Source organism: Marinobacter sp. M-5 (assembly GCF_032911545.1).
Taxonomy (GTDB): domain Bacteria; phylum Pseudomonadota; class Gammaproteobacteria; order Pseudomonadales; family Oleiphilaceae; genus Marinobacter; species Marinobacter goseongensis.
Genome location: NZ_JAWJEK010000002.1, coordinates 755,233 through 768,630, shown reverse-complemented (window position 1 = coordinate 768,630; position 13,398 = coordinate 755,233). Strand labels below are relative to the sequence as shown.

At 61.3% G+C, this 13,398-nt stretch carries 13 protein-coding genes; all 13 read left to right on the top strand.

Translation table 11 applies throughout. The annotated features are described in order from the left end of the window. Window positions 1-31: 31 nt before the first annotated feature. The 13 genes from R0125_RS12750 (at window position 32) to R0125_RS12690 (ending at window position 13,365) form a co-directional block, all read left to right on the top strand. Window positions 32-346, top strand: coding sequence for a hypothetical protein (locus R0125_RS12750; RefSeq protein ID WP_248181934.1), 315 nt, complete (start codon window positions 32-34; stop codon window positions 344-346). Between the two features lie 87 nt (window positions 347-433). Further along, window positions 434-865: a MerR family transcriptional regulator gene (locus tag R0125_RS12745; protein WP_248181933.1), complete on the top strand. Its 432-nt coding sequence runs from the start codon at window positions 434-436 to the stop codon at window positions 863-865. Window positions 866-871: 6 nt separating this feature from the next. Then, a complete protein-coding gene (locus R0125_RS12740) occupies window positions 872-3,475 on the top strand; it encodes a heavy metal translocating P-type ATPase (protein ID WP_317238424.1) in 2,604 nt (867 codons plus the stop codon). 126 nt (window positions 3,476-3,601) lie between these two features. Continuing rightward, window positions 3,602-4,063, top strand: coding sequence for a DUF411 domain-containing protein (locus R0125_RS12735; protein ID WP_317238423.1), 462 nt, complete (start codon window positions 3,602-3,604; stop codon window positions 4,061-4,063). 140 nt (window positions 4,064-4,203) lie between these two features. Continuing rightward, the gene (locus tag R0125_RS12730; RefSeq protein WP_317238422.1) at window positions 4,204-6,201 is read left to right on the top strand and encodes a VacB/RNase II family 3'-5' exoribonuclease; all 1,998 of its coding nucleotides are present in this window, start codon (window positions 4,204-4,206) and stop codon (window positions 6,199-6,201) included. 65 nt (window positions 6,202-6,266) lie between these two features. Continuing rightward, window positions 6,267-6,467, top strand: a complete 201-nt coding sequence (locus tag R0125_RS12725; protein WP_248181929.1) for a hypothetical protein — start codon at window positions 6,267-6,269, stop codon at window positions 6,465-6,467. 295 nt (window positions 6,468-6,762) lie between these two features. Beyond that, window positions 6,763-8,331: a carboxyl-terminal protease-like protein gene (locus tag R0125_RS12720; protein ID WP_317238421.1), complete on the top strand. Its 1,569-nt coding sequence runs from the start codon at window positions 6,763-6,765 to the stop codon at window positions 8,329-8,331. A gap of 13 nt (window positions 8,332-8,344) precedes the next feature. Next, on the top strand, window positions 8,345-8,986 hold the full coding sequence (locus R0125_RS12715) for a penicillin-binding protein activator LpoB (RefSeq protein ID WP_248181927.1): 642 nt from the start codon (window positions 8,345-8,347) through the stop codon (window positions 8,984-8,986). Continuing rightward, complete coding sequence (locus tag R0125_RS12710; RefSeq protein WP_317238420.1) at window positions 8,970-10,196, top strand: hypothetical protein; 1,227 nt, start codon at window positions 8,970-8,972, stop codon at window positions 10,194-10,196. The genes R0125_RS12715 and R0125_RS12710 overlap by 17 nt, the downstream gene beginning before the upstream one ends. A gap of 19 nt (window positions 10,197-10,215) precedes the next feature. After that, on the top strand, window positions 10,216-10,665 hold the full coding sequence (locus R0125_RS12705; RefSeq protein WP_317238419.1) for a YcfL family protein: 450 nt from the start codon (window positions 10,216-10,218) through the stop codon (window positions 10,663-10,665). Further along, complete coding sequence (locus R0125_RS12700; RefSeq protein WP_317238418.1) at window positions 10,662-11,480, top strand: hypothetical protein; 819 nt, start codon at window positions 10,662-10,664, stop codon at window positions 11,478-11,480. Before R0125_RS12705 ends, R0125_RS12700 begins: the two co-directional genes overlap by 4 nt. A gap of 18 nt (window positions 11,481-11,498) precedes the next feature. Further along, window positions 11,499-12,626, top strand: a complete 1,128-nt coding sequence (locus tag R0125_RS12695) for a PDZ domain-containing protein (RefSeq protein WP_317238417.1) — start codon at window positions 11,499-11,501, stop codon at window positions 12,624-12,626. 13 nt (window positions 12,627-12,639) lie between these two features. Further along, the gene (locus R0125_RS12690; protein ID WP_317238416.1) at window positions 12,640-13,365 is read left to right on the top strand and encodes a hypothetical protein; all 726 of its coding nucleotides are present in this window, start codon (window positions 12,640-12,642) and stop codon (window positions 13,363-13,365) included. The last annotated feature ends 33 nt before the right edge of the window (window positions 13,366-13,398 follow it).

The following is a 13,398-nucleotide window of genomic DNA, read 5'->3' as shown; positions in this document are numbered from 1 at the left end:
AATTCCGGCAACACTTTCCGGGAATAACGCAATGACACAGACCTACCTCTCGCCCGAGCAGGACCGGGCACTGCGCCGCTGGGAGCGCTGGAACCGCAACTACTTTCTGTTCGCTTTCTTCGCGCTGGTAATCATTCTGATCTTCAGCAGCCAACTGGGATTATCCAGTGGCGACAGCTGGGGACCGCTGGGAGTTTTGCTGGCGGCCCTGGTGGCACCAATCATCGCCCTGCAACTGCGCCTTGCCTGCCCGGCCTGCGGCCACCGCATCGGCTGGCAGGCGAAGCTGATGGCGCCAGACCAGTGCCGTAGCTGCAGTGTCTTCCTGCGCGCAAGGAACACCTGAACGCCAACTGCCAATGTAACCCTTGACCTGTGAGTAGCTCACAGGTTTTAGACTATACTCATACCAAACCACCGTATGGGTAGAACGATGAAAGTCGTCGACATTGCCAAGGCCGCCGGGGTAAAACCCGACACTGTGCGCTTCTACACCCGCGAAGGGTTGCTCAGCCCGGCGCGTAATCCGGATAACAACTACCAGCAGTTCGATTCCGAAGATCTACGCCGCCTGCGTTTCGCCCGCAAGGCGCGGCAATTAGGCTTTTCATTACCCGAGATCCGGTCCATCCTGAATCAGGCCGATGACCACCATTCCCCCTGCCCGCTGGTGCGGGAGGTCTTCGAGCAACGGCTGGAGGAAGTGGAACGGGAAATCCGCGAACTCAACCAGCTGCGCGATCGCATGAAATCCGCGCTGACCGCATGGCAGGCCATGCCGGATGGCACCCCGGACGGCCACACCATTTGCCGTTTGATCGAACACTGGGATGAACCTGCCACCGTTAACGGCTTCAGGGAGTAAACCGACATGAATCAGACCGTCAAATTACGCCCCGCCCTCGCCATTTCCGGCGCCACCTGTCAGGGCTGCGCCAGCAAAATCCGTAAGGCGTTGCAGCCCCTGGTGAGCAACGGCGATCATGTCGCCGTCAATCTCGAAACCCAGATCGTGGCGTTGCCGGAAGACATTGATCTGGATGAAGCCGCGCGGCTGGTCAGCGACAGCGGCTATCTGGCAAAACCTCTGCCCCCCCACGGAGACGGTCACGGCGAAGAGCGGCAGGCCGGGCACGAGGAACACCCACACGAGTCCGAACCGGCTGCGGTCACCGTGGAGTCCACCGATGACCGGGAAGAACAGGCCGACACCCCGGCCGCCGGTGACCGGCAGATTCACCTGGCGGTCACCGGCGCCACGTGTGCGTCCTGCGTGAACACCATAGAGAAAGCACTGACGTCGGTGCATGGGGTAACCGCAGCCCACATGAACCTGGCAGACAACACCGCGACCGCCAGCGGTGATGCCGACCCCGCGGCCTTGATCAAGGCGGTGGAAAGCTCCGGCTACGGGGCCAGCGTGATCGAAGACGAAGACGCAGCCGACGACCGCCGCCAGCAGGACGATCGCAAGCAGTACAGGACCCTGCTGATCAAAATGGCCATCAGCCTGGGCCTGGGTGTGGCGCTCATGGTCTGGGGCATGGGCTTCGGATCGATGATGGTCAGCGCCGACAATCAGGTGACCTGGCTCAACCTGGGCGTGCTTACCCTGGGCGTGATGATTGCCACCGGTGGCCATTTTTTCATCGGCGCCTGGAAAGCCTTCCGCCACCATAACGCCAACATGGACACACTGATTGCTCTCGGTACCGGCACGGCCTGGCTCTACTCCATGGTGGTGACCAGTATCCCGGACGCCCTTCCGGAAATGGCGCGCCATGTCTATTTCGAAGCTTCCGCCATGATCATCGGCCTGATCAATCTTGGCCAGGCGCTGGAATTACGGGCCAAGGGCAAGACCTCCGAGGCGATTCGCCGTTTGCTGGACCTGCGGGCGAAAACCGCACGGGTGATTCGCGACGGTGAGGAACGGGACATGCCAGTGGAGGACGTACGCAAAGGCGATCATATTCGCGTACGCCCCGGGGAAAAACTGCCGGTCGACGGCGTGATTGCCGAGGGCAGCACCCGCATCGACGAAAGCATGCTGACCGGCGAGCCTATGCCCGTCAGCAAGGGTGAAGGCGACGACGTTTCCGCCGGCACCCTCAACACTCACGGCGCCATTATCTACGAAGCCACCCGGGTTGGCAGCGACACCGCACTGGCCCAGATCATCAAACTGGTGAAAAAAGCCCAGGGCTCGAAACCGGCGATCGGTCGTCTGGCAGACACGATCTCCTCGGTGTTCGTGCCCAGCGTGATGCTGATTGCGGTGGTGGCGGCGCTGGTCTGGTACAACGTCGGCCCGGAGCCTGCGGTGGTCCATATGATGGTGGCAGCCACCACCGTGCTGATCATCGCCTGCCCCTGTGCCCTGGGCCTGGCCACGCCGATGTCGGTGATGGTGGGTGTCGGCAAGGCCGCGGAATACGGCGCGCTGATCCGCCAGGGCGATGCGCTGCAAACCGCCGGCAAGGTGGACCTGGTAATTCTCGACAAGACCGGCACCATCACCGAGGGTCACCCAGCGGTGACTCGCCTGCACGCCAGCGATGGCGATGAGCAAGGTTTGCTGGCACTGGCCGCGGGCCTTGAGCGGCACTCCGAACACCCGCTGGCCGAGGCCATTATGGGCAAAGCCGAAAAAGGCAGCGTGCAACCAGAGAACGTCACCGGCTTCGAGGCACTGAACGGCAAAGGCGTGCAGGGCCAGTTTAATGGCCAGCCCCTGCGTCTGGGCAATCGCCGTTGGCTGGAGGCCGAAGGCCTGTCTGTCGAGGCGCTGGCCGAAGCGTCACAAGCCATTACCGAGGAAGCCGGCACGCCGCTGTTCCTGGCCCTGGGTACGGAGGTGCTGGGGGTGATCGGAGTGGCCGATGCCATCAAGCCGGACTCCAGAGCGGCCATCCGCCGCCTGCACGAGGCCGGGATCCGGGTGATGATGGTGACCGGCGATGTGAACGCCACCGCCAAAGCCATTTCGGCCAAAGCCGGCATCGACGACTACCGCGCCGAAGTGCTACCAGAAGACAAGGCCGAAGTGGTCAGCGCCATGCGCGGCAAAGGGTACACCGTGGCCATGGTGGGCGACGGCATCAACGATGCCCCGGCACTGGCGGCCGCGGACGTGGGCTTTGCCATCGGAACCGGCACCGATGTCGCCATCGAGAGCGCCGCCATCACCCTGATGCGGGGCTCGCTGCACGGCGTGCCGGATGCCATTGAGATATCCCGCGCCACCGTTCGTAATATTCACCAGAACCTGTTTGGCGCGTTCATCTACAACGCCCTGGGGATACCGGTCGCCGCCGGCCTGCTTTACCCCGTGTGGGGCATTCTGATGAGCCCCATCCTGGCAGGCGCGGCCATGTCGCTGTCGTCGGTCACGGTGGTCACCAACGCCAACCGTCTGCGGCTGTTCCGGACCAGCCAGACACCGAACACCGGTCAGCATGAGGAGCGGAACTGATGGAAACCTTCCTGGTCAACGCCAGTGGCGTGCTGTTGATGGCAGCGATTGTGTGGTGGTTCTGGCTGTCACCGTCCTCCGCTGGCGCTGCCGACGATCACAGCCATCATCATTGAGGAATACCCTATGACTCTGCGTAAAAAAGCGCTCGGCCTTGCCATTGCCTTCGGTTTCAGTGCCCTCGTCAGCAGCCCGTTGCTGGCAGCGGACGACACCGACAGTATCCATGTGTACAAGTCCCCCACCTGCGGCTGCTGCAGTGACTGGATCGATCACCTCGAAGACAACGGCTTTGAGGTCACGGCCACCGACACCAACGACATGGGCAAGATCAAGGCCGATGCCGGGCTGATTGCCGGGCTGGGCAGTTGCCACACCGCTTTTGTCGGTGACTATGTGATTGAAGGCCACGTGCCGGCGGATGACATCAAGCGCCTGCTGTCGGAAGCGCCCCAAGCCACCGGCCTGAGTGTTCCGGGCATGCCGGCAGGCTCACCGGGCATGGAAATGGGTGACCGCAAGGATCACTACAAGGTTATTCTGTTCAACGAGCAGGGCCAGACCCGGGTATTTGCCGAACACAACTGAGGCGCCACAGACCTGAATCGGGGCGTCGGGCTAGCTGACGCCCCGCCAGCGTTGCGGTTGTGTAAGAGGTCTGACGTGCCCGGCCATAACCGGTATACTTCGGCCCTGACACTCACAACTTCGCCAGCCAGGTTCCGTTCATGCTCAATGCCGACGCTCTCAGCCAGTTGCGCCAGCTGAAAACCGACATCAAAGAAAACAAGGTGGTCTTTCCCGGCACCGTCAAAGCCACCAACGGACGTTTCGGTTTCGTAGCGCTGGATGAGGGTCGGGACGTGTTCCTGCCGCCGGAAGAGATGCTGAAGGTGCTGCCCGGCGACCGCGTCAACGTCACCGAACAGGAAGGCGACAAGGGCAAGATCCAGGGCGTGATCGACGAACTGCTGGAAACCAGTCTCGACACCTTCGTCGGCCGCTATCTGATCAAGGGTAAAGGGCACTTCGTGGTGCCGGAAACCCCCGGCATCAATCGCTGGATCTTCATTCCGCCAAAAGAGCGGATGAACGCCAGTCCGGACGATTTCATCTACTGCCGCATTCACAAGCATCCGATCAAGGACGGCAAGGGCCAGGCCCAGATTCTCAAAGTACTCGGCAAACCCGGGGATGCCGGTATCGAGCGAGCGCTGACGCTGGCCACCTTCGATCTGCCGGATACCTGGCCGGAGGCGGTGCAGCAACAGGCGGAAGCTCTGAGTGAGGCCACCATCGAGGCGCGGACCGCGGATCGTGAAGATCGCACCGACCTGCCCTACGTCACCATCGACAGCCCCGGCACTCAGGACATGGACGATGCCCTGCTGGCGGAACCCAATGCCACCGGCTGGAAGCTGTCGATTGCCATCGCCGATCCTACCGCGGTGATCGAACCCGGCAGCGCGGCGGAGGCCGAAGCCTACCGCCGGGCAACGGCCATCTACTTCCCCGGTGAACCGCTGCCGATGCTGCCGGACAGCCTCAGCACCCGCCTGTGCTCGCTGATGCCGGAGGTCAAACGTCTGGCCCTGGTGTGCGATCTGCAGGTCAACAACGATGGCAGCCTGGGCGCGTACAGCTTCCACACGGCGGTCATCCAGTCCAAGGGCAAGCTCAGCTATGAGCTGGTGTCCAACCTGATCGAAGGCCGCGAAGACGACGATATCAAGGCGCTGCCGGACGCTGTCTCCAACAGCCTGGACCAGCTGCACCAGATCGCCACCGCCCTGCGCAAATGGCGCAACGAACACGCGCTACTGAGCGCCGATCGCCCGGAGTTCCGCCTGCGGCTGGACGAGAACAGACGGGTACGGCTGATTGAACCCTCGGTACAGAACGAAGCCCACCGGCTGGTGGAGGAATGCATGGTGGCTGCCAACCGCTGCGCGGCCGACTTCCTCAGTCAGCAGGCCAAAGGCCTGTTTATCCAGCATCCCGGCCTGCGGGATGACCGTGCCGACAACGTTCGCACCCTGCTCGAACGCTACGCACCGAACCTGTCAGGCGTGGATGCCACATCGGCCGCGGGTTTCCGCGAACTGATGAAACGCACCGACAATGTGAGCGCAGACGTCCCGGTCAAGGCCATCCTCTCCCGCCAGCTGGCCCGCGCGGAGCTGGCCTTTGACGCCGCGCCTCATCAAGGCATGGGGCTGGCGGCTTACACCACCTTCACCTCGCCGCTGCGCAAGTTCAGCGATTTCTACGTGCACCGTCTGATCAAGGCAGTGCTGTGGCAGGAAGCCATGGGCGAGCTAAGCGCCGAGCAGCTGGCGGAACTGCAGACCACCCAGATCCGCGCCCGCCAGGCCGCCAACAGTCTGGAAAGCTGGCTCAAGAGCGACTTTGCCAAAACCCTGGGCGACGACCCGATGACCGGTGTCATCAGCCGCACCGTGCCCGCCGGTTTCTTTGTGCGCCTGGACGCCAATGGCCTGGAAGGGTTTGTCAGTTGCCGCACCCTGGACGGCAAATACGGCTTCGATCCCGTCACCCTGCGCCTGATCCACAACAAGAACGGCCGGATTTTCCAGCTGGAACAGCCGGTCACCGTGACCTTCGCGGACGTGGATGAGGAACGGAAACAGATCAACTTCAAACTGGTGAGTGCCGAGGAAATCGTCGCCGGCAAAGATGCCGAGAGCACCGATACCGCAACTTGAAAAACCGAGGAGACGGGCGCATCGTACTCTTGAGGAGTTCATTTCACCGACGGAGGTGATCGCCCATGCCCATCAGCCCCGATGAGTTCCTGAAAAAGTACGGTTTCGACAAGGAAGAGGAAGAGCGAGACCACAGCCTGCGCCACAACGCCCTGGAGCATGCCAAACACCTGCGCCGGCCCCATGCCGGCACGCCCCATGACTGGGAAGAGTGGGAGCGCTACAAGCAGGAGCACCCGGAGGATGTGGAAGACAACGAGCGCTGACCCCATCAGCGCTCAAACTCGCCCCCCTGCGCCGACTCAGCGCCTGATTTTGCGAAATTTTACAATCTGCGCGCAACCTCATCTTTAATATAAAATTTAATGACTTGCATTCATTGTCGTCAAAGGCCACAACTCTTATCGGGCCAAACGATAGTCCTACCCTGCCTAGGGTATTCCCCGATCCCTCAACATGAAGTATCTGTAATGCAAAACAACGACTGCGTCACAATTCGCGGAATGTTGCAGCAAACATTGCGCGTCGTGCGATCGCATCATGAGACTCAGGTACCCAACCATGGAAAAAAGCTCCGCCCGCCAATGGAAAGCCGTTTTTACGGCAACACTAGCAACACTCGCGCTGTCAGGCTGTGCCGTCTATAAACTGGATGACAGTGCTCTCGATAAAAACGCCCAGGCCTATCAACAAACTACTCCCTTCACCACGGATTCCCCCATACTCGAACCATGGCTCATACCTGCGGCAGACGATTTACCGGCCGTGGAGGTTGTGCAGTCTCAGTCGGCCAATTACATCACCACATCCGGACTGAATTTTCTCGCATCGTTGCTCACCCTGACCTTGGTTCCCGCCGTCGATGGCCACGAGTACACCGACACTCTGCAGGTTGTTTGGGACGGCGAGACACTCGCCACCAGCTCGGCAAGCTACAGCATCAAGCAGTATTTCAGTGTCTACTTTCCGACGCCCATGCTTTTCCTCGGCTCACTCTATGAAACCGATCAGGCCGATCTTACGGACACCCTGGAGACCATCAGTGTCATTCATGCCCGCAACATCGCGGATACAATTGCCGGGCAGCAACCTCGGTTTGATCGAATAGCGAAAGACGATCCTGACGCCCTGGCAGCCTTTGTGAAAACCGGCGACGCTCCGTTATTCAATCCACTGGCAGTCGCCGGCATTGCCGCCCTTGCCCCCGTGGATAACCGCCTGGAGTACCATCGCACTTATGCTGAACTGCCCGGCTACATTAACGTGCTTCCACTGGAAGCGCAGGCTTGGCTGATTGGGCCTGACGGGCTAAAAGGCTGGCAAATCAAAGAAGCTCTGGATAATGGCGAGGAGGAAGCTGAGCTATTGCGCAAGGTCGTCAGCAGCTATCCGGCGGACTTGACTCAGTGGAACCAGGAAACCCGCAGAGTTGAGACCAGATACCGCACGGTGTTTGCTGACACCAATCCCCAGTTGGTCACAAACCTGCTGGAGACCTATGCCGAAAAGCGGGCCCAGTGGCCTTACTACCCCAACATGACTGACGAGCACCGTCGCACATTGGTGGAGAACGGTGTTCCGGCCAGCATCGTGAGCTACATGTCCAACACAGAGCGCTCAGCCGAGCTGATCGCAGCCGCGAAAACAGGCCCGCTGCAAGATGCCCAGGGGCAGATGCTCACCGAAGAGCAGCTTCTGGAAAGGCTGGTTCGCAAAGATAACGCTGGTCCCTACCTGAGCCCCTACACCAGCGATGATGTGTTCGCGGAATGGGTCAATCTCGCCAATAACGCGAGTATGGGGGCATCCGTCGGCACCGCCGCTGGCGCCATGGCCGGAGCCTATGCCGCTGAAAAGGCCCTGGATTTCGTGCCCTTCGGACTCGGTGGGCTGATCGGTGGCGCGGTGGGCGCTGAAATAGGCAAGGAAACCGGGCGGGAAACCGCGATCTCCGCATCCGGCGGCTGGGAAGCCATCAAGGCATCCTCAGACCGCAGCTTCGATTCGCTCACTGATATGGCCCGCTACCTGAAGCGAAAGTATGGCACCACTGCGAACTTCAACGACGCGGTGAAGGCCACCTCACAGATATACCCGGAGTTCGGTGCCGTACTGGCTTCCACTTACTGATCGGAGACTGACTATGAAGATGGATACCAAGACATGCCTGTTCACCGCTGTCGCGGCAACCACGCTCCTGCTAACCGGCTGCGCCGGCCAGATTGACAACACCCGTGGCAAAGCCACCGTGTACGAAGACGCCTCCACCACCGGGCGCGTGGGCGGTGTCGGCATCGAAAGCCAGGACATTGTGGCAGTCACCGACGAAATGATGCGCGACATGCTGGCCAACCGCATGCTGGCGGGCCGGGACATTCCGCCGCGGATCATTATTGATAACGAGTACATGCGCAACGAAAGCTCCTCAGTGGTGAACACCAATATGCTGACCGACCGTCTGCGCATTGAACTGAACCGCGCCTCCAATGGCCGGATGATTTTCGTGGGGCGTGAATACGCTGCCATGGTGCAGAAAGAACGCGACCTCAAGCGCGACGGCGCCGTGGATGGTGGCACCATCCGCGAGACCGCGGCACAGGCCGGTGCCGACTACCGTCTGGCCGGTCGAATCACCTCACTGGATGCCGCCGATCGCAGTGATGGCACCCAGTCACGTTACAGCCAGATCAGTTTCGAGATGGTCGATATGGAACTGGGCACCATCATCTGGAGCGGCCTCTACGAGATGCGCAAAGCAGGTCGGGACGATGTTGTTTATCGCTGAGCGCCGGCCGGCCCTGCTGGCCAGCGCCATTCTGTCGCTGTCGCTGGTGGGGTGTGCCACCGGCCCCAAGACCTACGATCGCTCGAGTCTGACTGCGGCCCAGGAACAGGTCATCGCCAGCAAACCCACGGTGGTACAGCAGGACTATCGCAACCTGTATGAGGAGGGGCGCCGGAACAAAGTGCTCAACCTGATGGAGATCGGCCTAAAGGCCTATCGTGCCGGCCACCTGGACGAAGCCAGAGCGGCACTGGATCGCGCCAGGGTCAGCATTGAGAGTATCTACGCCGATGACGACGCCGCCCGCAAGGCCCGCAGCGTCTGGTACGAGGAAGCCGAAAAAGACTTCAAGGGCGAGCCTTACGAGCGCTCCATGGTGTACCTCTACCTGGGCCTGATTTTTCTCGAGCAGGGCGATTATGGCAACGCCCGAGCCAGCTTTATCAGTGGTCTGCTACAGGACGCCTTTGCCGAGGAAGAGCAGAACAGTGCCGATTTCGCGGCGCTGATTTATCTTGCCGGCTGGGCTGCGCTGCGGATGGACAGCAACAAGCTGGCGGAAGAGCACTTTCAGGAACTGATGGCGTTCCGCCCGGATGCGCCCATTCCTGCTGACGACCATAACGCCTTGCTGATCGTGGAAACCGGCCAGTCACCCCGCAAACTGGGCGATGGCGTCGGCCATTACCAGCTGGTGTACCGCCGCGGCAAGGACTTCCCGGACGTGGGCGCGCAATGGCAGGCCGGCGAAACCTGGGAAACCTTATACCCGATGGAAGATATCTATTTCCAGGCGTCCACCCGCGGCGGTCGCGCCATCGACCGTATTGTTGAGGGCCAGGTCCAGTACAAAACCACCACCCGCGACATTGGCACCAACCTCAGCTCGGTCAGCCAGAACAGTCTGCTGGCGGGCGCCAGTGCCTCGGCTGGCGGCGTGCTGGGGGCCGGCTTTGCCGCCATCAGCCTGGTGAGCGTGGCGGCCCAGGGCATGTCCGCGGCGGCCAATGTGCGCGCCGATATCCGTTACTGGGAAGCGCTGCCAGACACCCTGCACATCATTCCACTGCGAGCGGAGCCTGGTCAGCAGGTCACCGTGCGCTTTCTCGACAAGAACGGCCAGCCGATTCCCGGTCTGACCGATACCACTGAGTTTCGCTTCGACGGCCGCGGCCAGGGACTGGCTCTCGCCACGTCCCGGCGACCCTGACAGGTACAGGAGAACACCGATGATCCGCACACTGATTGCCATCACTGCCGCAACCACCCTGCTGGTGGCCGGCTGCACCTCTCTGCCCAGCGACTCCACACGACTGGAAGGCCGCACCGCACCGGTGGAATACAACACCGTGGTGTTTACCGACTACGATCTCAGCCGCACCTGGACACAGGGCATTCTCGGCAGTGGCCAGACCTACCGCCTGTCGGTGGAGAACCATGGCCGGCGCCGCACCGAGACCGGCACCACCGAAGTGTATGCGGTGTTGCGCAACCACACCGACTTCGACTATCGCATTGAGGCGCGCACCCAGTTCTTCGATCAGGACGGCGTACCCGTGGATGCCAAACCGGTCTGGCAGCGCAGCACCATTCCTGCTAACAGCGTCAGTGCCTACAAAACCCTGTCCACCGGTACACAGTCGCTGCAGTACCGGGTTGAAGTGCGGGAGCTTGAATGATGAAACATGCCCTGATTGCACTGGTGGCCGCCGGCCTGTTGCCGCTGGCCGCCCAGGCCGCCACTGACCATGCCGCGGCCCCGATGAAGGCGGCGCCCCAGAAACCGCTGACGATGGATGATCTGCGCAATGAGGCCAACGCCTCCCAGCGTACCGAAACCGCGGAGGCCATCCTGCAGCGGTTCCGCGCCGGAGTCGGTAACGGCAATCCGCGCATGGCGGTGTTCTGGAACCGTGCGTTCAACGATCAGGTCAGTGACTGGGCCAGTCAGCGCCGGGTGGTGGTGTCCGGTCAGGGCAGCCTGAGGGGTGAGATTCCGGACGGCAAAGTCAATCTGGACGGCACGTCCAACGCCGCGGCGCAAGTGGAAACCCGCTCCGGCCGGCGCAGTGCGCCGATGGCGCCCGCGTTCGATCTCCAGAGCGGCTTCGTTTCCCAGCTGACGCAAGCCGGCGTCACCGTCGTTGACCGCGATGCCATCCTGCGCATCACCGATAACACGCTGGAGAACGGCGAATTCGCCCGCCTGTCACCGGATCAGGCCCGGCTGGAAATGCGCGCACTGGGTAAGCATGCGGATTATCTGATGGTGCTCAGCCAGGTCTCCGGCCGTGAGTTCCACGTTCGCGTTCTGGACGTCACCGATGGCGCCATTCGCGCCATGGTTAATTCCAACGGCGTGCCGCCGGAAACCGACGAAGACCGCCGCTGGGTCGCGACAGACCGGGGCTTCGAGAAGCTGGAACGACAGGTCTCCCTGCGCGATGTGGGCCAGGAACTGGCGCTGCAGACGCTGGATGCCATCAGTCAGTGAGTGGATCAGGAAAACAAAATGGCAGCATTCGTCTCACGCTCTTCAATCTCACTTTCGGCGATTGCCATCAGCGCTGCGCTGGTCAGTGGCTGCGCATCGGCCCCGACGTCGATGTCGTCCGCGAATCAGGACGGCGTCACGATGGCCCAGTTTATGGACAGCAGTCGCTGGGTGTGCACGCGCCAGACCTTCGCCGGCGAGACCATTACCATCCAGCCGCCCCGGGATCAGGTCACCGAAAGCATCGATGCCACAACCGCAGACTGGTATTGCAGTGGCGGCGGCTATTCTGCGGGGGCGGGCTTCGCGGTGCGGGAATTTCACGCCAATGTCACGGGCTACCCGGTTGCCGACACTGACCGTCCGGGCGATGGGTTGATCGGCGCCTCACTCCGTCAAGAGGCCGGTCAATTCGTTGTTGACTACCTGACACCGGGTGGCGCTGCCGCTCAAGGCGGTGAACTGCAGGTGGGTGACCGGATTTTAGCAGTTGCTGAAACCGCCGGTGATGACCTTCGCAGTGCTGAAGGGCTGGATTTGAGGCAGTTAGTCTGGCTGATCCGGGGCCAAGCGGGCAGTCAGGTCCAGCTCCAGGTGCAAGCACCCGGAGACGTTCACCCACGAGATGTCGTCCTCACGCGTGCACGGCCGGACCGAGATCAACGGCTGGCGGCTAAACAGCACCACGAGACAGCAAGACAGGAACAACAGGCCGCTGCCGCTCGGAATCTGGTGCTGCCCGACAATTCCGGCGCCTACCTGAGCCCCTATACCAGTGACGGCGTGACCGCCGAGTGGGTGAATAAGGCTCTAAATGCCAACCTGGGCGCCACCGCGGGGAGTGCCATCGGTGGCGTAGCGGGTGCCTACGCCGCCAACAGGGCCCTGGAAGCGATCCCCTATGCCGGTGTCTTCGGCGGCATGCTAGGAGCCGGCGCCGGTAAGTCGATCGGCCGGAACACTGCCATCGAAGCGTCCGGAGGCTGGGATTTTATCCGCACCACCTCCGATCAGAGTTTTCGATCGCTGACGGATATGGCCAGCTATCTGCGTACCACCTACGGTGCCGAAGCTTCGTTCAACGAGGTCATGCAAGCCGCTTCCCAGGTCTACCCGGAGCTGGCTGACGCCCTCGGGTCAAACTAGCGTCCGGCATCTGATGCGTAATCGCGCCCGCTTCGGTTTCCACATTGGCCGTGAGGCTTATCGGGCCAAAGCGATCACCATCCCCTGTTTCGGGTATCCCCCGATCTACCGGCATGAGGTAACTGTAATGCTCATCATTAATACTAAATTAGCGGATCGAGTGATGACCAAGAAAAAACTCCTATTCAGCCTTATCCCGGCTTCAACAGCGCTTACGGGTTGCGCGCCCACTCAGATGGTGAGCATGAACAACGGTATGACCGGCGGAACCATGGCAACGGTCAGTCATGTCGAACTGACAGAAATCTCGATGAACGACCAGGCGATGGTGTCAGGGCAACGTCAGACCTGTCTTCAGAGCGGCGCAATCGGTGAAAACCGCGCTTGCGCCAGCACGGCGCTACCCGCCATAGCCTCCAAGGCTATGTCCGATGAAGCCCTTGAAAACATTGTGCGCCGCGACAATCTGGGCGCCTTTGTGAGCCCGTACACATCCGATGGCGTGCTCGCGGAATGGGTCAATGTAGGCACCAACGCCAATATTGGCAGCACCGTTGGCTCGGGTGTTGGTGCTGCGGCAGGCAGCATGATTGCGGGTCAGTTACTGGATTCGGTGCCAGGAGCCAGTCTGCTCGGCGGCTTTTTCGGCTCCCAGGTAGGCAAAGACACAGGTCGAGACGCTGCCATTGCGGCTTATGGCGGCTTATGGCGGCTGGGAAGCCATACGTGCCTCATCTGACATGAGCTTCAACTCTCTCTCCGACATGGCCAT

What these genes read in the sequence shown, in the direction of transcription:
- R0125_RS12750 (WP_248181934.1), top strand. Translation starts at nt 32, where the DNA reads ATGACACAGACCTACCTCTCGCCCGAGCAGGACCGGGCACTGCGCCGC.
- R0125_RS12745 (WP_248181933.1), top strand. Translation starts at nt 434, where the DNA reads ATGAAAGTCGTCGACATTGCCAAGGCCGCCGGGGTAAAACCCGACACT.
- R0125_RS12740 (WP_317238424.1), top strand. Translation starts at nt 872, where the DNA reads ATGAATCAGACCGTCAAATTACGCCCCGCCCTCGCCATTTCCGGCGCC.
- R0125_RS12735 (WP_317238423.1), top strand. Translation starts at nt 3,602, where the DNA reads ATGACTCTGCGTAAAAAAGCGCTCGGCCTTGCCATTGCCTTCGGTTTC.
- R0125_RS12730 (WP_317238422.1), top strand. Translation starts at nt 4,204, where the DNA reads ATGCTCAATGCCGACGCTCTCAGCCAGTTGCGCCAGCTGAAAACCGAC.
- R0125_RS12725 (WP_248181929.1), top strand. Translation starts at nt 6,267, where the DNA reads ATGCCCATCAGCCCCGATGAGTTCCTGAAAAAGTACGGTTTCGACAAG.
- R0125_RS12720 (WP_317238421.1), top strand. Translation starts at nt 6,763, where the DNA reads ATGGAAAAAAGCTCCGCCCGCCAATGGAAAGCCGTTTTTACGGCAACA.
- R0125_RS12715 (WP_248181927.1), top strand. Translation starts at nt 8,345, where the DNA reads ATGAAGATGGATACCAAGACATGCCTGTTCACCGCTGTCGCGGCAACC.
- R0125_RS12710 (WP_317238420.1), top strand. Translation starts at nt 8,970, where the DNA reads ATGTTGTTTATCGCTGAGCGCCGGCCGGCCCTGCTGGCCAGCGCCATT.
- R0125_RS12705 (WP_317238419.1), top strand. Translation starts at nt 10,216, where the DNA reads ATGATCCGCACACTGATTGCCATCACTGCCGCAACCACCCTGCTGGTG.
- R0125_RS12700 (WP_317238418.1), top strand. Translation starts at nt 10,662, where the DNA reads ATGATGAAACATGCCCTGATTGCACTGGTGGCCGCCGGCCTGTTGCCG.
- R0125_RS12695 (WP_317238417.1), top strand. Translation starts at nt 11,499, where the DNA reads ATGGCAGCATTCGTCTCACGCTCTTCAATCTCACTTTCGGCGATTGCC.
- R0125_RS12690 (WP_317238416.1), top strand. Translation starts at nt 12,640, where the DNA reads ATGCGTAATCGCGCCCGCTTCGGTTTCCACATTGGCCGTGAGGCTTAT.